At 40.2% G+C, this 21,125-nt stretch carries 18 protein-coding genes, 2 tRNA genes, 3 rRNA genes and 2 pseudogenes; 8 read left to right on the top strand and 17 right to left on the bottom strand.

What is annotated here, in order from left to right:
* The first annotated feature begins 3 nt into the window (after positions 1 to 3).
* The 5 genes from CVFO_RS00385 to CVFO_RS09205 are packed head-to-tail and all read left to right on the top strand — an operon-like array spanning position 4 to position 1,309.
* On the top strand, positions 4 to 291 hold the full coding sequence (locus tag CVFO_RS00385; RefSeq protein WP_201339643.1) for a rhodanese-like domain-containing protein: 288 nt from the start codon (positions 4 to 6) through the stop codon (positions 289 to 291).
* 30 nt (positions 292 to 321) lie between these two features.
* Positions 322 to 954: a hypothetical protein gene (locus CVFO_RS00380; RefSeq protein WP_201339642.1), complete on the top strand. Its 633-nt coding sequence runs from the start codon at positions 322 to 324 to the stop codon at positions 952 to 954.
* A 53-nt stretch (positions 955 to 1,007) separates the two neighbouring features.
* Positions 1,008 to 1,112, top strand: a complete 105-nt coding sequence (locus CVFO_RS09335; protein ID WP_425352104.1) for a hypothetical protein — start codon at positions 1,008 to 1,010, stop codon at positions 1,110 to 1,112.
* Positions 1,081 to 1,164, top strand: a complete 84-nt coding sequence (locus CVFO_RS09330) for a thioredoxin domain-containing protein (RefSeq protein ID WP_425352121.1) — start codon at positions 1,081 to 1,083, stop codon at positions 1,162 to 1,164. The genes CVFO_RS09335 and CVFO_RS09330 overlap by 32 nt, the downstream gene beginning before the upstream one ends.
* Positions 1,130 to 1,309, top strand: coding sequence for a thioredoxin family protein (locus CVFO_RS09205; RefSeq protein WP_425352120.1), 180 nt, complete (start codon positions 1,130 to 1,132; stop codon positions 1,307 to 1,309). Before CVFO_RS09330 ends, CVFO_RS09205 begins: the two co-directional genes overlap by 35 nt.
* A gap of 104 nt (positions 1,310 to 1,413) precedes the next feature.
* On the opposite strand, the gene rrf is transcribed toward CVFO_RS09205, so the two are convergent.
* From rrf to gshA, 10 genes are all read right to left on the bottom strand, one after another.
* A 5S ribosomal RNA gene (gene rrf, locus CVFO_RS00370) occupies positions 1,414 to 1,529 on the bottom strand.
* Between the two features lie 183 nt (positions 1,530 to 1,712).
* Positions 1,713 to 4,619 (bottom strand): 23S ribosomal RNA (locus CVFO_RS00365).
* A 468-nt stretch (positions 4,620 to 5,087) separates the two neighbouring features.
* Positions 5,088 to 5,163: transfer RNA gene (locus tag CVFO_RS00360), tRNA-Ala, on the bottom strand.
* A gap of 24 nt (positions 5,164 to 5,187) precedes the next feature.
* A tRNA-Ile gene (locus CVFO_RS00355) sits at positions 5,188 to 5,264 on the bottom strand.
* Between the two features lie 219 nt (positions 5,265 to 5,483).
* Positions 5,484 to 7,028, bottom strand: a 16S ribosomal RNA gene (locus tag CVFO_RS00350).
* The 16S, 23S and 5S rRNA genes sit together here with 2 tRNA genes alongside, the layout of an rRNA operon.
* Positions 7,029 to 7,370: 342 nt before the next feature.
* Entirely contained in the window at positions 7,371 to 7,850 is a 480-nt protein-coding gene (locus tag CVFO_RS00345; protein WP_201339641.1) for a rhodanese-like domain-containing protein, read from the bottom strand.
* Positions 7,851 to 7,855: 5 nt separating this feature from the next.
* Positions 7,856 to 8,485, bottom strand: a complete 630-nt coding sequence (locus CVFO_RS00340) for a response regulator (protein ID WP_201339640.1) — start codon at positions 8,483 to 8,485, stop codon at positions 7,856 to 7,858.
* Positions 8,482 to 9,876: a GAF domain-containing sensor histidine kinase gene (locus tag CVFO_RS00335; protein WP_225879279.1), complete on the bottom strand. Its 1,395-nt coding sequence runs from the start codon at positions 9,874 to 9,876 to the stop codon at positions 8,482 to 8,484. The genes CVFO_RS00340 and CVFO_RS00335 overlap by 4 nt, the downstream gene beginning before the upstream one ends.
* Before the next feature lie 122 nt (positions 9,877 to 9,998).
* Complete coding sequence (gene mnmE / locus CVFO_RS00330; RefSeq protein WP_201339638.1) at positions 9,999 to 11,342, bottom strand: tRNA uridine-5-carboxymethylaminomethyl(34) synthesis GTPase MnmE; 1,344 nt, start codon at positions 11,340 to 11,342, stop codon at positions 9,999 to 10,001.
* Between the two features lie 7 nt (positions 11,343 to 11,349).
* Complete coding sequence (gene gshA / locus CVFO_RS00325) at positions 11,350 to 12,840, bottom strand: glutamate--cysteine ligase (RefSeq protein ID WP_245394585.1); 1,491 nt, start codon at positions 12,838 to 12,840, stop codon at positions 11,350 to 11,352.
* Positions 12,841 to 12,950: 110 nt separating this feature from the next.
* Here gshA and CVFO_RS00320 point away from each other — a divergent pair, with 110 nt between their 5' ends.
* Positions 12,951 to 13,874, top strand: coding sequence for a Nudix family hydrolase (locus CVFO_RS00320; protein WP_201339636.1), 924 nt, complete (start codon positions 12,951 to 12,953; stop codon positions 13,872 to 13,874).
* 117 nt (positions 13,875 to 13,991) lie between these two features.
* On the opposite strand, the gene CVFO_RS00315 is transcribed toward CVFO_RS00320, so the two are convergent.
* From CVFO_RS00315 to CVFO_RS00305, 3 genes and pseudogenes are all read right to left on the bottom strand, one after another.
* Entirely contained in the window at positions 13,992 to 14,141 is a 150-nt protein-coding gene (locus tag CVFO_RS00315) for a hypothetical protein (protein ID WP_201339635.1), read from the bottom strand.
* A 168-nt stretch (positions 14,142 to 14,309) separates the two neighbouring features.
* Entirely contained in the window at positions 14,310 to 15,476 is a 1,167-nt protein-coding gene (locus tag CVFO_RS00310; RefSeq protein ID WP_201339634.1) for a DUF748 domain-containing protein, read from the bottom strand.
* A gap of 24 nt (positions 15,477 to 15,500) precedes the next feature.
* Positions 15,501 to 16,607: pseudogene (locus CVFO_RS00305) on the bottom strand (IS3 family transposase).
* Positions 16,608 to 16,771: 164 nt separating this feature from the next.
* Here CVFO_RS00305 and CVFO_RS00300 point away from each other — a divergent pair.
* Positions 16,772 to 16,954: pseudogene (locus CVFO_RS00300) on the top strand (integrase core domain-containing protein); the annotation flags it as partial.
* 92 nt (positions 16,955 to 17,046) lie between these two features.
* Here the strand turns inward: CVFO_RS00300 and CVFO_RS00295 are convergent.
* The 4 genes from CVFO_RS00295 to CVFO_RS00280 are packed head-to-tail and all read right to left on the bottom strand — an operon-like array spanning position 17,047 to position 20,096.
* Positions 17,047 to 17,598: a UPF0149 family protein gene (locus CVFO_RS00295; protein WP_225879278.1), complete on the bottom strand. Its 552-nt coding sequence runs from the start codon at positions 17,596 to 17,598 to the stop codon at positions 17,047 to 17,049.
* Entirely contained in the window at positions 17,595 to 18,557 is a 963-nt protein-coding gene (locus CVFO_RS00290) for an aspartate carbamoyltransferase catalytic subunit (RefSeq protein WP_201339633.1), read from the bottom strand. Before CVFO_RS00290 ends, CVFO_RS00295 begins: the two co-directional genes overlap by 4 nt.
* Complete coding sequence (gene ruvX, locus CVFO_RS00285) at positions 18,538 to 18,966, bottom strand: Holliday junction resolvase RuvX (protein ID WP_201339632.1); 429 nt, start codon at positions 18,964 to 18,966, stop codon at positions 18,538 to 18,540. Before ruvX ends, CVFO_RS00290 begins: the two co-directional genes overlap by 20 nt.
* Positions 18,963 to 20,096 carry a lytic murein transglycosylase gene (locus CVFO_RS00280; RefSeq protein ID WP_225879277.1) on the bottom strand — a complete coding sequence of 378 codons (1,134 nt, stop codon included), beginning with the start codon at positions 20,094 to 20,096 and terminating at the stop codon, positions 18,963 to 18,965. Before CVFO_RS00280 ends, ruvX begins: the two co-directional genes overlap by 4 nt.
* A 51-nt stretch (positions 20,097 to 20,147) precedes the next feature.
* Between CVFO_RS00280 and CVFO_RS00275 the strand changes: the two genes are divergently transcribed.
* Entirely contained in the window at positions 20,148 to 21,062 is a 915-nt protein-coding gene (locus CVFO_RS00275) for an FAD:protein FMN transferase (protein WP_225879276.1), read from the top strand.
* The last annotated feature ends 63 nt before the right edge of the window (positions 21,063 to 21,125 follow it).

The following is a 21,125-nucleotide window of genomic DNA, read 5'->3' as shown; positions in this document are numbered from 1 at the left end:
ACTATGTTTACTTTATTTTCAAGCAGTGATGCTTGCAAACTATTAGCCGATGGTGCTCAATTAGTTGATGTTCGCTCTAGTAGCGAATTTGCCCAAGGCGCACTACCAAATGCAATCAATCTGCCACTACAATCCATTATGGGCGCTGACCAAATCATCGACCGTGACAAAGCTGTTATTCTTTATTGCGTTACAGGTGCTCGCTCATCAACTGCTAAAAATTATTTAACCCAAATGGGTTATGAGAATGTTAATGATTTAGGCTCCTTTAAGAACTACAACTGCGAGTAGCACATTACAGTAATGGTATAAACTAGTGCCATGAGAGTTAAAAGCACTTGGCATAAAACCCAAGTTAAAACCATTGATGATATTGCCGGTGCATTGGCATTTAATTCATGGCGTATTACTAAAAATCATTTGGAAGATTTAATTAACGAAGCATTCGTAATTGAAAAAACGCAAGTGTTTGATGTAATTTCTGAGTACTTATGCTTTCTAATTCAGTGTATTGATAGGCTGGTATTTGATAAATTAGATGCCAAACAACGTCAAGCATTGATTGTCAAGTTAGCCAAACAATCGGCTGATTATTTCCACGAAAACAAACAAGAGCGTATTGGCTCAGGCGAACACTGGAAAGACTTTATTCAAATGTATAATGCCAGGTCTCAAGACTACGCCAATTATGAGTTTACAAATGGTGGACCTAATTATCATTTCTTAAGATACTTTGCAGAGAAAATACAAAAAGCCATGACTCATGCTGATTCAAAATGGATCGTCCAACAAATGATTGAAATCCAAGCGCCGAAGGCCTTTAAATCAATCAAAAAAAGTGTTAAAGATTTGGTAGCAGTTGAAATAATAATATCCAAAGCTGAACAAGTAAAAAATAAAGTGAGCAAAATTCCCAGATCCAAACGCAAATCAACCCGCCCTGACTTGCAATAAACCCAATCCACCCATAGAATAATGCTCAATGATATCAAAAAATAGGAGCTAACATGATTGTAATGTGCCCAAACTGTGGCGGACTTAGCAACATTCCAAAAGACAAATTAAACAACAAACCTAATTGTGGCAAATGCAAAATTCCAATTGGTGGTTGATTTTTGGGCAACTTGGTGTGGGCCATGGCAAAACATTCGCCCCTACTTTTAAACAAGTAGCAGCACAACTTGAACCTAAAGCTCGATTTATCAAAATAGAAACCGACAAAAAACAAGCCATTTCTGCCAAGTACAACATCCGCTCCATTCCAACACTAGCTATTTTTAAAAATGGTAGAGAGATAGAGCGCACTTAATGCGCCAGATTTTACCAATTGGGTTAATCAACATATATAAAGAAAAACCATTTGGGCAATAAAAACCCCAGCATCAAAAAATGTCTGGGGTTTTTAAATTTAAAGCCTAGCAATGTCCTACTCTCACATGGGGAGACCCCACACTACCATCGGCGCTAAGTGGTTTCACTTCTGAGTTCGGGATGGGATCAGGTGGGTCACACTCGCTATTGTCACTAGGCAAACTGGTTTTTTTATTTGCGTTAAACGCAAATAAAATAATTAAAAAGTTTTTATACCTTGGTTATTATCTAACCAGAAGATATAACAATTAAATACGTTCATAAAGTTTGTCGCTTATCAGCGTATTGCATGACACATCAACACAAAAATTACAGATTCACTCAAATAATTTGGGTGTTATATGATCAAGCCTCACGATCAATTAGTACAGGTTAGCTTCACACGTCACCGCGCTTCTACACCCTGCCTATCAACCTCGTAGTCTTCGAGGGATCTTAAGGAGCGTTAAACCCGCTCAGGGAGACCTAATCTTGGGAGGGGCTTCCCGCTTAGATGCTTTCAGCGGTTATCCTTTCCACACATAGCTACTCGGCAATGCGACTGGCGTCACAACCGAAACACCAGAGGTGTGTCCATTCCGGTCCTCTCGTACTAAGAACAGCTTCCCTCAAGTCTCCAACGCCCACGGTAGATAGGGACCGAACTGTCTCACGACGTTCTAAACCCAGCTCGCGTACCACTTTAAATGGCGAACAGCCATACCCTTGGGACCTGCTTCAGCCCCAGGATGTGATGAGCCGACATCGAGGTGCCAAACACCGCCGTCGATGTGAACTCTTGGGCGGTATCAGCCTGTTATCCCCGGCGTACCTTTTATCCGTTGAGCGATGGTCCTTCCACTCAGAACCACCGGATCACTAAGACCTAGTTTCCTACCTGCTCGACGTGTCAGTCTCGCAGTCAAGCACCCTTTTACCTTTGCGCTCATTGCACGATGTCCGACCGTGCTGAGGGTACCTTTGCGCTCCTCCGTTACTCTTTGGGAGGAGACCGCCCCAGTCAAACTACCCACCATGCATTGTCCCCGGTCCAGATAATGGACCTAGGTTAGAACCCCAACCATACCAGGGTGGTATTTCAAGGGTGGCTCCACTCGAACTAGCGTCCAAGCTTCAAAGCCTCCCACCTATCCTACACAGGTAGGATCAGAGTTCAATGCAAAGCTGTAGTAAAGGTGCACGGGGTCTTTCCGTCTGGCCGCGGGTATACTGCATCTTAACAGCAATTTCAATTTCACTGAGTCTCGGGTGGAGACAGTGTGGCCCTCGTTACGCCATTCGTGCAGGTCGGAACTTACCCGACAAGGAATTTCGCTACCTTAGGACCGTTATAGTTACGGCCGCCGTTTACTTGGGCTTCGATCAAAAGCTTCGGACGAATCCTAACCTCATCAATTAACCTTCAAGCACCGGGCAGGCGTCACACCCTATACGTCCACTTACGTGTTTGCAGAGTGCTGTGTTTTTAATAAACAGTCGGAGCCACCTGGTATCTTCAACTCTTACCAGCTCATTTAGCAAGTAAAATCACCGGCAAGAGCACACCTTCTCCCGAAGTTACGGTGTCATTTTGCCTAGTTCCTTCACCCGAGTTCTCTCAAGCGCCTTAGAATTCTCATCTCGTCCACCTGTGTCGGTTTGGGGTACGGTTTCATATAACCTGAAGCTTAGAGGATTTTCCTGGAAGCGTGGTATCACGCACTTCTCCCAAAAGAGGGATCGTTATCACGCCTTGAGCCTTAGAACTAAATCTAAGGTTCCCGGATTTTCCTAAGAACCTACTCTACACGCTTGAACTTGGACAACCATCGCCAAGCTACGTTAACCTTCTCCGTCTTCCCATCGCAGTTATATGAAGTATGGGAATATTAACCCATTTCCCATCGACTACGCATTTCTGCCTCGCCTTAGGGGCCGACTAACCCTACGCCGATTAACGTTGCGTAGGAAACCTTGGACTTCTGGCGAGGAGGTTTTTCACCCCCTTTATCGTTACTCATGTCAGCATTCGCACTTCTGATACCTCCAGCAAACCTCATAGTTCACCTTCAACGGCTTACAGAACGCTCTCCTACCATCGCAATTTATTGCGATCCGTAGCTTCGGTATGTAGTTTTAGCCCCGTTAAATCTTCCGCGCAAACCGACTCGACCAGTGAGCTATTACGCACTCTTTAAAGGAATGGCTGCTTCTAAGCCAACCTCCTGGCTGTCTGGGCCTTTTCACATCGTTTCCCACTTAACTACAATTTTGGGACCTTAGCTGACGGTCTGGGTTGTTTCCCTTTCCACTGCGGACGTTAGCACCCGCAGTGTGTCTCCCATGCTCATACTTGTCGGTATTCGGAGTTTGCAATGGTTTGCTAAGCCTTGACGACCCGCTAGCCATAACAGTGCTCTACCCCCGACAGCAATACATGAGGCTCTACCTAAATAGATTTCGGAGAGAACCAGCTATCTCCGGGTTTGTTTGGCCTTTCACCCCTATCCACAGCTCATCCCCTCATTTTTCAACATAAGTGGGTTCGCGCCTCCAGTTAGTTTTACCTAACCTTCACACTGGCCATGGATAGATCACCCGGTTTCGGGTCTACTCCCAGCAACTAAACGCCCATTTAAGACTCGGTTTCCCTACGGCTCCCCTATTGGGTTAACCTTGCTACTGAGAAGTAAGTCGCTGACCCATTATACAAAAGGTACGCAGTCACGGAATAAATCCGCTCCTACTGCTTGTATGCATACGATTTCAGGTTCTATTTCACTCCCCTCCCGGGGTTCTTTTCGCCTTTCCCTCACGGTACTTGTTCACTATCGGTCATTAGAGAGTATTTAGCCTTGGAGGGTGGTCCCCCCATATTCAAACAGCGTTTCACGTGCGCCGCCTTACTCGATTTCACATAAATTAAACTTTCCTATACGGGACTATCACCCTGTATCGTTGAACTTTCCAGAACATTCTAGTAATTTAAAATATGCTTAAGGGCTGGTCCCCGTTCGCTCGCCGCTACTAAGGGAATCTCGGTTGATTTCTTTTCCTCTAGGTACTTAGATGTTTCAGTTCCCTAGGTTTGCCTCCTTAACCTATGTATTCAGTTAAGGATAATGGTCTGATGACCACTGGGTTTTCCCATTCGGAGATCTCCGGGTTAGAGCTTATTTATCAGCTAACCGAAGCTTATCGCAGATTATCACGTCCTTCATCGCCTTCTAATGCCAAGGCATCCGTCGTATGCACTTATTCACTTGACCATATAACCCCAAACCATCTAGATGTGTTTCCATATTTCCCCTTTGTCTGTGTTGTTTTATTTTCTCAATCAGTTATTTAGCAAGGCTAAACTCCTTCAATCGTCAATAAAACGCTTTGTCAAAGACAAAATCTGAAATCACTCAAGTTTAGTGTCATACTTCTTAGTATTTCACCAAGAAGTCACAAATTGTAATAAATCACAATCGGTGAATTCTTTCTTTCTTATTTCACCAGCGGTTTTGACACCGCTGATGAGAATCCATATTTTTTGAAATTGTTGTGTCAATGCAATACACCAATGAAAACTGTCATCACAACAGTCTTCGCGTTGTTATATTGTATATTTACAAACTTTACTTCATGTATTAAATTGTTAAAGAGCTCCACGCCCGAAGGCGTGGTATAAAAACTTAAACGAAGCAACGATTAAAAATTGTCTTGTTTAAGTTTTTAAATAAAAGAATATTTGGTGGAGCCAGGGAGGATCGAACTCCCGACCTCTTGCGTGCAAGGCAAGCGCTCTCCCAGCTGAGCTATGACCCCTAAAACAGCATAAAAAATAAAATTTGGTGGGTCTGGGTGGATTTGAACCACCGACCTCACCCTTATCAGGGGTGCGCTCTAACCAACTGAGCTACAGACCCAAAATTACTGGTTTATTTTTTATCTTTCTACGTTGTTTTCTTCAGTCAGTCAGTCAGTCATACAGCTACTACTACACTTCTACCTTCGCTCAAAAAATGCCTTGAATAATAAAAAATATCCTACGTAATCACTATAAAAGTTATCACGCAAAAGTGTAATGTGATTCTTCTTATCTTTATAGTCATCAAACAACTTGTTGTGGACACTCATACTTTTCTTAAGGAGGTGATCCAGCCCCACCTTCCGGTAGGGCTACCTTGTTACGACTTTACCCCAGTCATGAATCACACCGTGGTAACCATCCTCTGTAAACAGTTAGACTAGCTACTTCTGGTGCAACCCACTCCCATGGTATGACGGGCGGTGTGTACAAGACCCGGGAACGTATTCACCGTAGCGTTCTGATCTACGATTACTAGCGATTCCGACTTCACGGAGTCGAGTTGCAGACTCCGATCCGGACTACGAAAAGATTTGTGAGATTAGCACCACCTCGCGGCTTAGCGACCCTTTGTCCTTCCCATTGTAGCACGTGTGTAGCCCTGGTCGTAAGGGCCATGATGACTTGACGTCGTCCCCGCCTTCCTCCGGTTTATCACCGGCAGTCTCCTCATAGTTCCCACCATGATGTGCTGGCAAATAAGGATAAGGGTTGCGCTCGTTACGGGACTTAACCCAACATCTCACGACACGAGCTGACGACAGCCATGCAGCACCTGTATTCGCATTCCCGAAGGCACCTTTCCATCTCTGAAAAGTTTGCGATATGTCAAGACCAGGTAAGGTTCTTCGCGTTGCATCGAATTAAACCACATGCTCCACCGCTTGTGCGGGTCCCCGTCAATTCCTTTGAGTTTTAACCTTGCGGTCGTACTCCCCAGGCGGATAACTTAACGCGTTAGCTTCGCCACTAAAGGGTAAATCCCCCCAACGGCTAGTTATCATCGTTTACGGCGTGGACTACCAGGGTATCTAATCCTGTTTGCTACCCACGCTTTCGTACCTCAGTGTCAGTATTAGCCCAGAAAGCTGCCTTCGCCATTGATGTTCCTTCTGATATCTACGCATTTCACCGCTACACCAGAAATTCCACTTTCCTCTCCTATACTCTAGTTTGCCAGTTTCAAATGCAGTTCCCAGGTTGAGCCCGGGGCTTTCACATCTGACTTAACAAACCACCTACGCACGCTTTACGCCCAGTAATTCCGATTAACGCTTGCACCCTCCGTATTACCGCGGCTGCTGGCACGGAGTTAGCCGGTGCTTCTTCTAAAAGTAACGTCAAGACTAATGTGTATTAACCATTAGTTTTTCTTCCTAATTGAAAGTGCTTTACAACCCTCAGGCCTTCTTCACACACGCGGTATTGCTGGATCAGGCTTGCGCCCATTGTCCAATATTCCCCACTGCTGCCTCCCGTAGGAGTCTGGACCGTGTCTCAGTTCCAGTGTGGCTGATCATCCTCTCAGACCAGCTAAAGATCGTCGCTTTGGTGAGCTTTTACCTCACCAACTAGCTAATCTTACGCAGGCTCATCTGATAGCGAAAGCATATAAATAGAGGCCTCCTTTACTCCGTAGAGATTATGCGGTATTAATCCGGATTTCTCCGGGCTATCCCCCACTATCAGGCAGATTCCTACGCGTTACTCACCCGTCCGCCACTCGACGCCTACTAGCAAGCTAGTATCGTTTCCGTTCGACTTGCATGTGTTAAGCATACCGCCAGCGTTCAATCTGAGCCAGGATCAAACTCTTCAGTTCAATTCTAACTATTTAGAACATTGGCAACATTCAAATAAATGAATGCGCTTTGCGTTCAATTTTTTAAAAAGCTTATTTGCTTTAGTTTTTAATGTGCACTTGCACAATTTTATTGTACGAGTGCCCACACAAGTTGTTTGATAGTTTTTTAAAGAGCAACCACAACATAAATAGCCAAAGCAATTTTTGCTGCAGTTAAAAGTGGAAATTATACAGCTAACTGATAACCTGTCAAGCGTTATTTTAAACTTTTATTTTCCGACTTCCTTGTATTAAAAACAAAGGCTGTTTCTGTGCAGTGAAAGCGCAGAATTATACTAAGAAAAAACACTGGGTCAGATGTTAATTAACATTATTTTTATAAGGCGTTAATTTATCTTCTGAAACCGTTCTATTAAGCCATTTATCGGCTTGGTCAATATCAACAATTGTATGATTGACATTCACCATTTCAAAATCATTATCATTCCAGCCCTTGATACCCATTTTTAATGAGCGCATTTTGGTAAAGCCCATTTGTTGCATAGTAAAGGCTGCAAGTGCGCTACGATTGCCTAAGCGGCAAATTACAACAATATTTTGCCCTCTTGCTTGTGCTAATTTGGGCACAGTGTCATCATAATTCCAAACACAAGCGCCCTCAAGCACGCCTCTAGGAACATGAATTGAATGCTTAATGTGCATCATGTCAAATTCATCTTGCTCGCGAATATCTAGTAATATTAAATCAACGTTGTGCTTAATCTCTTCTTCCAAATCCCATGGAAACACTTCACCTACTGTTGTTAATGCCTGTGCTACTAGTTTTTGATATCCATCCATTGGCTTTATTTGCAATAGCCTTTTCGTGTCACCATGACTGCCACTTCAACGCGTGAGCTGAGTGATAATTTTTTAAGAATTGATTTAACATGAAGTTTAACTGTGCCATCAGAGATGCCCAGTTCCCTAGCAATGACTTTATTACTATAACCGCTGGATACTTGACAGGCCACTTCTTTTTCTCGGCTGGTTAAGGCGTTAAACGAAGGTTCATTATCGGTTAATTCATCTCGTAGAGCCTTTGCTAGTACGTGTGTCATATCTTGTGCAACAACAATTGAGCCTTCAACAACTTCATCTAAAGCATCAACCAACTCATCTGGATCCATATCCTTTAATAAGTAACCTTGGGCACCATGTTTAAGACAATTACGTAAATCATGTTCTTGGGTGCTGGTGGTTAGCATCACAATTGGTGTGGTGATGTTTTTTTCTTTGAGCGTTTTTAACACTTCAAGTCCAGACATTTGTGGCATACGTAAATCTAGTAGAATAATATCCACTGACAAGGAAGGAATTTCTGCCAAACCTTGTTCTGGCGAAGCAGCGGCACTGGCGCTAATTTGTTTAGATTCTAATAAGGCAATGAGTCCGTTACGAAACAAAGCGTGGTCGTCAATGATATAGATTTTCATGGTAGTTTCGGAAAGTTGACAATAACGCGTGTACCTTCATCGACTTCTGATTCAATTTCAATGCTGGCACCAATTCTTGTTGCTCGTTCTTTCATAATATTCATGCCAATATTATTCCCCATTACTTCACTTTCATTTTGGTCTTTTTCAAATCCAATGCCATCATCCTCAATCAGTAATTGACAATTAGGCTCTGCCAAAAGCAAAACACGTACATTGCGAGCTTTGGCGTGTTTACGTATATTAGACAATGCCTCTTGAGTAATGCGCATGATTTGCATTTCCACCTCTGGGGATACTTGTAGTTTACCCTCAACTTGTAAATAAGTAGCAATGCCTTCTTCTGACATAAATCGATTGAGTAAGTTTGTCAAAGAAGTCTCAATCCCTTTAGGGTCTAATGGCACACGAAAATTACACATCAACTCACGTAACTCTTGATTTGCCTGGGTAATATTAGATTGTAAACTCAACACTTTGTCACTTGCATCAGATTTTTTACCTGCTTTAAGCATGTTCCCAAGTACCGTTACTTGCAGTTTTAAACTGTAAATAGTTTGGGCTAATGAATCATGTATCTCTTGTGATAAAAACAAACGCTCTTGTGATAATTCCATGCGCTTAGTTTGGGCATCTAGGCGAGCTTTATCTAGTGCAATGGCGATATTTTCAGCAATAGAACTGAGCAGTGCACGCTCATCAAAAGCCAGTGAGGGTAGTGTATCAAAAAATAAATTAAAAGTGCCTAGTGTTTTTCCATGATACCTAAGTGGGATAAATATTGTACCAACACTGACTTTGGCTTGAGACTTCTTACCCACGCATTGTGCACAAGTATGTACACTAAATTGCACATAAGTGTCACTTGCCATAGCAACTTCGCCACAAAAACAATCTGAACTTAATACATCTGCTACCTGACCCTGCTTGTCAATAACGCCTTGTGTTGCCATCAAGTGAAGCTGACCATCATCAGATAAACTGCGTGCAGCGCCTGATGAGGCGCCAGTCATGTTAATAAAAATATCTAAAAAGTGCGAGAATAATTCATCAATCGAATGCATTTTATTCAGTTTTGATGACACGCTATATAGCGTCTCTAAAGAGGCAGATTTTTTACTTAAACGCTGAATTTGCTTGTTTAAGATGCTTTCCATGTCATCATATAGATGTTGATTTTCATCAATCAAATGATTAATCGCTTTTACAACAGGTTGAAATGTGGTTCTTTGGTAATCGCTTAAACGCACGCTTTGGCTAGACTTATGGCTATCTACCCAACTTTGCAAATCACTAAATGGTGATAAAAAATCTTGACGAATGGACAAGTAAAGACCTAAATAAACCAACAGAATTAAGACAACCAGCAACACATCCACGATATTAGTCATTGTATAAGCGAGTACCACTTCATACATTAGCAATGGCGAGAACAAAATCGTGACCAAAAAGTAAATGTAGAATTTTATTCTAATACTCATATGTTTAGTTTCAAACCAGAAAGCAAGTTTTCTTATTTTCCAATACAAAAAGAAGAAAATATTTCACCTAGTAAATCATCCGATGAAAACTCACCAGTAATACTACCCATAGACTGACCAGCAAAGCGTAAATCTTCAGCCATTAGCTCTACTGCACCATTTTCTAATTGCATAATGGCATTTTCAATAGACGCTAATGATACTTCTAGGGCAATAATATGACGTTTTCTGGCAAACACAACCCCTTCTGAAAAATCTTCTAATCCTGCAATATCAGACAGCTCTTTTCGTAACAGCCCCATACCTTTTGAGTGCTTAGCTGACACTGACAATTGAACAATATCGTTAATCATTTCTCTTTTAACAGCGCCACTTGTTAAATCCACTTTATTTTTGATGAGTAATAAAGAACGATCATCCATATTTTTAGGCAATATGGAAAAATCTGGCTTGTCTTCTTGCGCATCAAACACCATTAATACCACATCAGCACGCTCAATCTCCAAATGCGCTCTTTTGATGCCTTCTTTTTCTATCTTGTCGTCACTATCATGCAAACCTGCTGTATCAATAATATTAAGTGGCATGCCATTTACATGAATGGTTTCTTTTAACACGTCACGTGTTGTGCCTGCAATATCAGTCACAATAGCGCTGGATTCTTGTGTCAGTGCATTTAGTAATGAAGACTTGCCAGCATTGGGCTTGCCAGCAATAGCAACATTCAAACCTTCTCGTAAAATCACACCTTGTGTGGCAGATTTTAAAATGGTTTCAACCGCTTGTTTTATGCCTTTTGTTTTAAGTTTAACTTGCTCAGATTGTAAAAAATCAACCTCCTCATCTGAAAAATCAATAGTCGCTTCAACAAAAACTCGAAGCTCAATAATAGACTTGGTAAGTGCATTCACTTGATTGGAAAACTCGCCTGACAAAGACCTAAATGCTGACTTGGAAGCACGTTTTGAGTTAGCATCAATCATATCTGCCACCGCTTCTGCTTGCACCAAGTCCATTTTTCCGTTTAAAAAAGCACGTTTTGAAAATTCACCTGGCTCGGCCGGTTTAGCACCCATCGATATGGCGGATTCTAATAAACAACGCATCACACTCATACCGCCATGCCCTTGAAATTCCAATACATCTTCACCTGTAAATGAGTGCGGCTTAGGGAAAAAAAGAGCAATACCTTTGTCTATTTCATCATTTTCTTGGTCAAAAAATAAACCATAATGCGCATAACGCGGTTTGGGAACAAGCCCAAGCATTTTTTTTGCAATCACTTTACATAACGACCCTGATACACGCACCACACCAATACCACCTTTACCAACGCTACTGGCCAATGCACAAATTGTTGTTTCATTACTGTTCATTAATTTTTTAGATATTTTTAAAATACTCAGCTAAAAATGTATCAAAATCCACTAAATCAGAGGCTTCAATCTGTTGCTGTTTTTTACATGAAATCTTTGCCTGTTGATCCAAATAATCAAAGTGTTTTTGATTGATTGTACTAGATAAAAAACCGTTTCTATATTGTTTAGACAACGAATTAGTATAATCAAAAAATCCCTGATTGTGCTCTTTCATCTGACTAAGTGTTATCGCAGAAGGCGTTAAATTTGGATTATTAATACGACGTGCCATATCCCGAACAGACCCTTGGTGACTTTCACTTAGTAAGGCTGCACATTGTTCAATCTTAGCCATAATATCACCCCCCCACTTTTGAAGTGAAGTCTGCTTGCCTCTATGCGTTAGCATTAATTTGGGTTTGCGACCCTCATGAGCAACTAGTTGATCATTAGTATCAATCTCAAACTGTTCTGAGGTAGAAATAGCGCAGGATGGTTCAAGCAAACAAAACAACATAAAAACTTCTAAGAAATAAATTTGTGCCTTGTCGATACCTAATGGCAAGAGTGGATTGATATCTATTGATCTTAGCTCAACATAGCCAATACCACTACTACTTAGTGTATCTAAGGGTTTTTTATCTGGTTCAACCAGTGGTTTTGGACGTACAGAAGCATAATATTCATTTTCAATCTGCAAAATATTGGTATTAAGTTGCTGATATTTCCCGTGGCGCTTTAAGCCAATCATTTCATACTCAGAACAAGCCGTTTGCATGCCTGCTTTAAGGCTATTTATATAATGGCTCAAACTATTGTAATTGGCCTTCACGCCTGCCTCATCCTCAGCCAAATTCTGATAGCCAATATCCCCCATACGTAAAGAGGTGGCATAAGGTTCATACAAAGTTGACTCATTAAACTCAACCAACGAATGTGCATGGTAGCCTTTCAAAAACGACTTACACACAGCAGGCGATGCGCCGAATAAATAAGGAATTATCCAGCCATAACGCACTATATTACGGGTTAAGCCCATATAGCCATTATCAATAAATGACCTTAATACCTCTGTAGGAGCAAGCAATGTTTGATATTGCCGCCAGAACTCATGGGAAAACGAATAATTAAAATGGATGCCTGCAATGGTCTGCATCACACTGCCGTAACGATTTGCCAGCCCTTGACGATAAATTGTTTTCATCATGCCTTGGTTAGAAGTACCATATTGAGCAATGGGAATGGTGGTTTCACCACGAATAACACAAGGCATACTTGTCGACCAAAAGTTTTGATCCTTGGGCAAATGATAATACAAATAATGCTGTGTGTCTTCTAAAAAAGACAGCATTTCTACCGCATTACCAAGTGGTGGCGTTACCAATTCTATTAATGACTCAGAAAAGTCCGTAGTGATATTAGGGTGTGTCAACGCACAACCAAAGGTTTGAGGGTGTGGCGCTTGAGAAATACCACCTTTTCTTGACACACGCAACCCTTCTTTTTCTAGGCCCATTAAATTGCCCTTCAATAGCCCACTATACGGCTTTAGTTGTTGAATTTTTTCCTGTAACTGCAAAACAAGTCCAGATGCTAAAATAGCATTATTTTACATTAGGGTAGCTGATGAAAACAATCAAGGCAGTTGTGGGTGTTTTACGCAACAAAAACCAAGAAATACTCATTGCAAGACGCAAAAAAGAACAATTTATGGGCGGCTTCTGGGAACTTCCTGGTGGAAAAATTGAGGCTGGCGAATCAAAAGAACAGGCTATCATAAGAGAACTAAAAGAAGAATTAGACATACAGGTTAATCAATTGACCCTTCATCAAACCATGATGCATAAGTATGAAGATAGAACCGTCCAACTAAGTATTTATAACATCAACGAGTACCAAAACACACCTTTGGGTATTGAAGGTCAAGCCATATCTTGGGTTGATGTTAATGAGTTAAATAACTACAAACTATTACCCACCATGAAAGCCTTTATTAGCTCTATCACCCTACCTAATAAATATTGGATTACCCCATCAAGCAATCACCAAAGTGATGAATGGATGGCAAAATTTAATCAAAAACTCACACAAGACACAACACTGCTTCAATTAAGAAGCAAAATAGAATTAGATCATTCCTTTATTGCCGAACTTCACAACAAATGCAAGCAAAATAACATCAAACTACTGCTTAATACCGTTAATAAAACCTTTGATGAGAACTATTGCGATGGCTGGCATATCACCACCGCTGAAATGCTTAAATTGAGCAAAAGACCTTGCGCTGATAATAAACTATTGGGCGTATCCACACACAATCTAGTCGAAGCACTAAAAGCCCAAGAAATGGGTGCTGACTTTGTTGTTATCTCCCCCGTACAAGCCACCAAAACCCATCCTAACACTTTGCCATTAGGCTGGAATAGCGCCAAAAAAGTTGTGGATAAGCTCAATATTTCTGTGTACTTTTTAGGCGGGATGGCGCTTAAAGACCTAGAAAAAACCCGACAACTTGGCGCTCAAGGAATTGCGGGCGTTAGTGCCTTTTAATAGTAACAAGCAAAATAACTTGAGAGAAATTTTATATCCATTTCTCTTTGCATGTAAAAACTTGTCTGAATTATTGCAACATAGAGCCTGATGTCATTTTGCAATAATTTTAGACTGTTACCGCAAAGCATCTAAAGATAATTTACTTTCTATCCAATTATTTTCTTGCGCCTCTACTTCTTTTAATTTAAGTAGTTCCAAGCGTTTAGGACTAAGATCTTGACCTAATAAAAACTGATAAATAGATTGTGCTCTTTTGTGATGCAAGTGTTGAAAACTTTATATGGTCAATTATAATATTATGGCACAGCTCATCACCAAGTTGTAGGTGCTTTATCTGCTGAGTGCGTGTTTTGTTTGTGCTCTGAGTACGATTAATGACTGCTATGCGCTCCTGAGAGCCTTCAATGCCAAAACGTTTTTCATGTGTATATCTCAATACTTTATAAGCAATTGGCGGCTTGTTCCACGGCTTTTTTTAATAATTTTTTGTTTGTTACCAGCTAACAATGTGGCCAATTCTTTCTCACGTAATGCGTGTGTATCACACACAGTATTATAAACAGGGTAGATACCTAAAGATAATGACGGTCGTTTTTTTAATGCCTTGGCTATGATGAGTAATTTTTCTTGTTCTTGTTGTAAAAGTCTTGAGTCTGCTAAAGCAAAGCCAATAAACTCTAATTGCGCATCATCTGCGCCAAGCAACTTACCTAGAAAATTAAATGATGCAGTAATAATACCCGCAATAACACCGCCAAACGCCTTCCAAACTAAATGTGCGTAGCTAAAATCTAGATTATTAATATCTCCACGTACTGGTAAATCAATCAACGTTTGACCTTGATTGTCCTCCAACAATGCCAAAGCCAAGGACAAAGGCAATTGTACTGCCTCTGGGCTTTCAATCGGTTCCACAAGGCTAACTCTATCAAAGCGAATACCATTGCTACCTTCAATCAGGTTGTCTCTGAGTTTATAATCAAATGTCACATTCAACTTCCCAGATTTTATCTTTTGACCAATAAATTTAATCGTATAAGGGGTTATATTGGCTGTAGAGATATCGCGAAAAGTTGCATGAATATCAGTGCTTAATGTCGGCTTTGTAGGATTTAACTGACCCGAAATCTTAAAATAACCACTCTTGTTGACATTGCTTTCAACCTCCACCTTTAATACGGTATTTGGCTCTGTTGAGTAATTTATAATTTGACCATTTACATGATCAATGGAAGAATAAAAAGGCTCTATTAAGGATAAATCTGAGAATTGCACTTGATTATCACTCAACGCAATCGCATCAATATGAATAGACAACGGCTTGCCATTTTGTTGTTCATTTGCTTGATCAACACCCTGTATCAACACAGTTTGCAAATTAAGTTGAGATTTTTGATCAAAAACAATCTGACTATTTAACTCATCAATATCGACTTTTGATATACGCAATACTCTATCGACAGATGAAAAATATATACCACTGCCTGTTATATTTTTCCAACTGAGTATGTTTTTCTTGTTCTGATTATCAAGAAAGTTGATATTATTAAGCGTGCTTTTTCCTGTAAAGACAATATGCGGCTCTTCATCTGGTTGCAATGCTCTAACCTACTTGGACACATTTCAAGCCGCTTTTTTCAATTCAGCCATCTTTTGAGCAGGTGTTAAATACCCAATCGCTGAATGAATCCTTTTGTAATTATACAAGTAGATATAACCCTCTACATTTTGCACGACTTCACTATGATTTGCAAAACTTTGATAATTTAATCTCTCAGTCTTCAGACTTCTAAAGAAACGCTCCATGACCGCATTATCCCAACAATTACCTCGCCTGCTCATGCTTTGAGTAATGTTGTTCTTGTTGCAATAATCAATAAAAACTTTAGAAGAGTATTGAGTCCCTTGATCAGAGTGGAACATGTGTTTATTTGTATTGGGCTGGTGTCTAGACACAGCATTACTAAGCGCATCCTTTGCCAACTGAGCATTAGGCTGTTTTGACAATGCCCAACCAACAACTTGTCTTGAGCCTAAATCCAACACACTGGCTAAATAACTCCCACCTTGATAGGTTTTGATATAGGTAATATCACCAACCCAATGCGTATTAATTGATTGCTGCTCAAACACACGATTTAATAGGTTTTTTGCCTTTTTAAACATCAATCTAGTATTAGGGTAATAATGACGCTTTCTTGGGCGTATGGCAACTACATTGGCTTTTTTCATTAGCGTTGCAGTTTGGTAAATACCAATGTTATAACCTTGGTTATTCAAAACTACTCGCATTCTGCGTTTGCCATAGGTGTATCCAACTTCAATAGCAGTTTGTTTGATTAATTTAATCATAGCGTTGGTGTTGTTGTTTACTCGCTTATCTTTGACTTGATAGTAATAACTACTGTGAGGAAGTTTGAGTAATGCTCATAATTCTTTAGTATTGTATTGTTGGCAAGCCTTGTTTATCTTGATAATCATATCACTTGGTGATTGTCCACAGCGAACAAGGCTGTTGCCTTTTTTAAGATTTCATTGTCCCTTTGTGCGCGCCAAAGTTGTTTCTCAAGCAGTTGTATTGTTTGTTGTTCAGAAGTCAGCGCTTTGCCTGACTCTGGTGTTTGTCCACCAAGCTCTGCTAGGTATTGTTTTCTCCATCTGCTAACTGCTGAGGAGCAAGCTCCTGATATTATCATGATTTTTTTTATTGGTGTAATTCTCATGCACCATGAGTTTGGCATAATCTAGTGTTCCCCCCTCAAGGGGGTATTGAACAGAATGTTCAACGGTAAAAGTCACTCGTTGTTTTCTTGATTTATATTGTGTCATTACTGACCTCCTTATGGTTTGTATTATAAGGCTATCTTTGTGTCCAATAAAATTAGACTATTGCACCAACTCAAAATGCCTACATTGAGAGATTTAACCGTACAGTAAGACAAGAGTGTTTAGATCTGCATTTGTTTGATTCTGTTGAGCAAGCACAAGATGCAACCACACAGTGGTTATGGGTTTATAATAACGAACGACCGCACTTTGCCCTAGGTGGCATACCACCTAGGGCAAAGGTGGCGTGATAAGATGACTGTAAACAAGTCAAGCCTCTACTTTAGAGTTGTATGGAAAATTGGGGTATTAAACACCCCTAAGACTTCTTTGTGTTTCTCGACTAGTGTAGTCTTGTTTGAAAGGCTAGAGAGTTTCTTGAATCAGCAATGTACCCCATGCGCACAAATTCAATAATTTCATTCAGATCTTGGGCATTTCTCTCATTGTCAAGTAAGTTAGTATCAAGTCTTGATATTTCGTACAAATCCTTAATCATTTCTAAGGCATCTTCATCTGTGGTTGAGACTTTTTGCAAGCCTAAGCCTGATAAATAACCCTGACACCACTGTATTAGCGTGCTGGCTTGTGCGCCTAATTTTTCCTCGTCATCAGCAATGAGTAATTGAAAATCTAGGGTTTCATCACTCAGTTGTGACAAGGTTTTATTAAAAATTTGTGCCGATGCTTCATGAGCAGATTTTTCATTAAGATTATTTAAATCAATACTCACCAGCACTTCATTAAGCCAATCATCAAGACTAAGGTCAAGACTAAGGTCAAGCTTGACGCAAGCAAGGCCACATAAAATACCATGCGCGCTAGAGATGGTATCATCTGTATTTAGATGATACAACGTGGTTTTTAATTGATCAAAGTTAAGTTTATTACTCATGGTTTGTTAGCAAGAATTTGCATGACTGCCATACGTACTGCAATGCCATTAGTAACTTGTTGTAAGATAATTGATTGATTACCATCAGCCACGTTTGAGTCAATCTCAACACCACGATTAATTGGGCCTGGATGCATCACAATGGCATCTGGTTTTGCCAACGCTAGGCGTTTTGGTGTGAGTCCAAAATTGTCAAAATACTCTTGCTCGTTGGGGATGTCGGCTTCAATCATGCGCTCTTTTTGTAATCTTAATACGATTACCACATCGCAATCTTTAAGTCCCAGCTCAATATCATCAAAATGTTTAACTGCTGAACAAGGTGCCAAATCATATTGTAAGACTTTTGGGGCAATGAGGCGGATATCAGTCGTGCCTAGTGTTTTAAGCGCTTGAATATCAGAGTGAGCAACCCGTGAATGAGTGATATCACCCACAATAACGACTGATAAATCCTCAAATGTTTTTTTGTATTGGCGAATGCTGAGCATATCAAGCAGTGCTTGGGTTGGGTGGGCATTAATGCCATCACCTGCGTTTAGAATAGAGACATCTTTTAAATATTGTGCCACGTGGTGTGGCAGGCCATTTTGTTTGTGGCGAATCACAAACATATCAATTTGCATGGCTTTAAGTGTGCGCATGGTGTCAAGCAAATCTTCATTTTTTTTGAGCGCTGAGTTGGCAAGGTCAACGTTAATGACATTGGCACTACTGCGCATTGCGGCAATCTCGAATGTGTTACGCGTACGTGTTGATGGCTCAAAAAATAAATTAGCAATGGACATATCATCTAGTGCTTTGGATTTCTTTAAATTGCCAGAGACGTCAATCAGACTATCAGCCGTATCAAGAATGTGAGTTAAGTGTTGTTTAGAAAGACCTTCGAGACCTAGTAGATGAATTAATTTACCGGAGTCATCTAGTTGGATGTGGTTACTAATCAAATCTTTTTTCATTGAGCCATGTTTGTAATATTAACTGTGATGATTGTTTGTCGACATCGCCACGTTGTGCATTGTGATGATGATGATTGTATTTTAAAAGTTTTTTGGCTTCATTTGAGGATAAATATTCATCGATAAAATCGACTTCAATTTGGTAGCGATTTTTTAACTTATTGCCAAATGATTTGGCAATAAAAGTCATGGTTTGTTCTTTGCCTTGCTGGTCAAATGGCAAACCAACAACGAACTTGTTAATACTATGAGCACTAATAACTTCATCAAACGCTACCCAATTGGTTGAGCCATTTTTATGGTGTTTAATCACCTTAATGCCCGTTGCTTGCATGGTTAAACTATTGGCGATTGCAACGCCAGTGCGCTTAGTGCCAACATCAAATCCCAAGTAAGTGCTAATACTCACTGCAGTTGTTGTAATAATTGATAGCCAACGTAGCCATCAATTGGTAAGTTGTTTGCTTTTTGGTAGGCTCGCGTTGCATGGCGAGTTTTTGGCCCTGGTATGCCATCAGGTTCGCCTGTATCAAAGCCAAGTTGGTTGAGTGTGGTTTGAATTTGTTTAATATCATCTCGACTCAGTGAAGGCTCGGTAATAGATTTTGCAAATAATTGGCTTGCCCCGATTAAACGATCAGACAAATGTCCCACAGATAGTGCATACAAAATTGAGCGATTCCACCTAAGAATGGCGTGAAAATTTTGATAAACCAAAAACGCTGGGCCGTTATAACCCATAGGCAATATGAGTGAAGCTTGCATGTTTGAATTGGGTAGATTGGTGTCATCAATTGTACGCACACCTAATGTTTGCCATTCATTGACTGTCTTTTTAGTGCTTAAATTCGCCAGATGATAATTAAAAGTTTTAGGAATGTTAACTTCACGACCCCAGCGTTCTCCTTGGTGCCAACCAATTTTTTTTAGAAAATGTGCCGCACTGGCAAAAATATCCGCTTGTGTGTGCCACAAATCAATCTTTCCGTCAGTGTTAGCATCTATGACATAAGCGGCAACATTGGTGGGTATAAATTGCATATTGCCCATTGCGCCTGCCCAAGAGCCCTGGGCATTTAAAGGTAGTTTTCCTTCGTCAATTAATTTGAGTAAAGTTAATAATTCATGGGTAAAAAACTCACGTCGGCGCTTGTCAAAACTTAGTGTGGCAAGTGAGCGGATTAGATGCATTTTGCCAACATTTTTACCATAATTGGTTTCCAAACCCCAAAAAGCCACAATAATTTGCGATGGCATGCCGTATTTTTTATAGTTTTCTTGTAGGAATTGTTGGTGTTGTTGGAGTTTTATCACACCTTTATCAAGCCTATTTTGACTCACTCTTGAGTTTAGGTAACGCCAAAAATTAAGATTAAATTCTGCTTGATTACGGTCATATTCTAATACTTTTGGATTTGGCGTTAAATCATTAAAAGCATCATTAAGTGTGGCTTGCGAGCGAATATCGCTTAAGAATTGTACAAAACTATGCGTGTTGGATGAGCCTTGGGTATCATCTGCATATACAAAGGATGTCAATAGCAAATAAAAAATAAATCTTAACACGCCAAAATTATAATGCCTAAATTGTTGATAATTTTTATCTTTTTGTTTTTAAGTGCTTGCAGTGTTGATGACACAACACAAACCATCACTGGCACTACAATGGGTACTAGTTATAGTATCAAAATCAACAATCATCATGTTTTAAAGTCAATCATTGATAAACGTCTTAGTGAGATTGAACAAGTATTTTCCACTTGGAATGAAGCCTCTGAGCTTTCACAATTGAACAAAGCACCGATTAATCAATGGATAAAGGTATCAGATGAGTTGTTTTTTGTTTTAAGTCAGGCAAAAAAAATACACAAGCAAACGCAAGGTTTTTTTGATTCTGGCATGGGTCGTTTAATTAATGTTTGGGGTTTTGGTGCAATCAAAGTACAGGAGAAACCCAGTCGAGAGAAGATAACTCAAGCGTTGGCAATGTCATCTATTGAGTATTTACGCTTGAGTAATTCACGGGTTAAAAAACTTAAAGATATGCATATTAATTTATCTGCCATTGTTAAGGGCTATGGTGTGGATATAGTGGCAAATATGTTAATCAAGCAAGGGCTTAAAAATTTTATGGTGGAAATTGGTGGCGAGGTGATGGCTCAAAGCCAGTGGACAATTGGCATTGAAAAGCCAAATCATAGCATACCGATTGCCATTGAATTGAAAAATCAAGCTATTGCCACCTCAGGAGATTATCGCAATTATCTCAAATGGCAGGGCAAAAAATATCAACACATTCTAAACCCCCACACAGGTCTGCCCGCTAATACCGACCTAAGTTCTGTTAGTGTGATTCACAACAGTACTATGATGGCAGATGCTTATGCAACTGCAATGATGGCAATGGGCAGTCAAAAGGCTAAAATATTAGCACAACAACTTAATTTGTCAGTGGTGCTTATTTTGAGCCAACAGCATGATTTCAAAGTGCTGAAAATTCATTGAAACAATGCTTGAGTATTTACACTGAAAATTGCCAGTGTTTATTTTCTAATTGATTAAAATAAA

The sequence above is a fragment of the Isorropodon fossajaponicum endosymbiont JTNG4 genome, assembly GCF_016592615.1.
Taxonomy (GTDB): domain Bacteria; phylum Pseudomonadota; class Gammaproteobacteria; order PS1; family Pseudothioglobaceae; genus Ruthia.
Note: the sequence above shows the minus strand (reverse complement) of the source record. Positions and strands in the feature narration are given on the sequence as shown.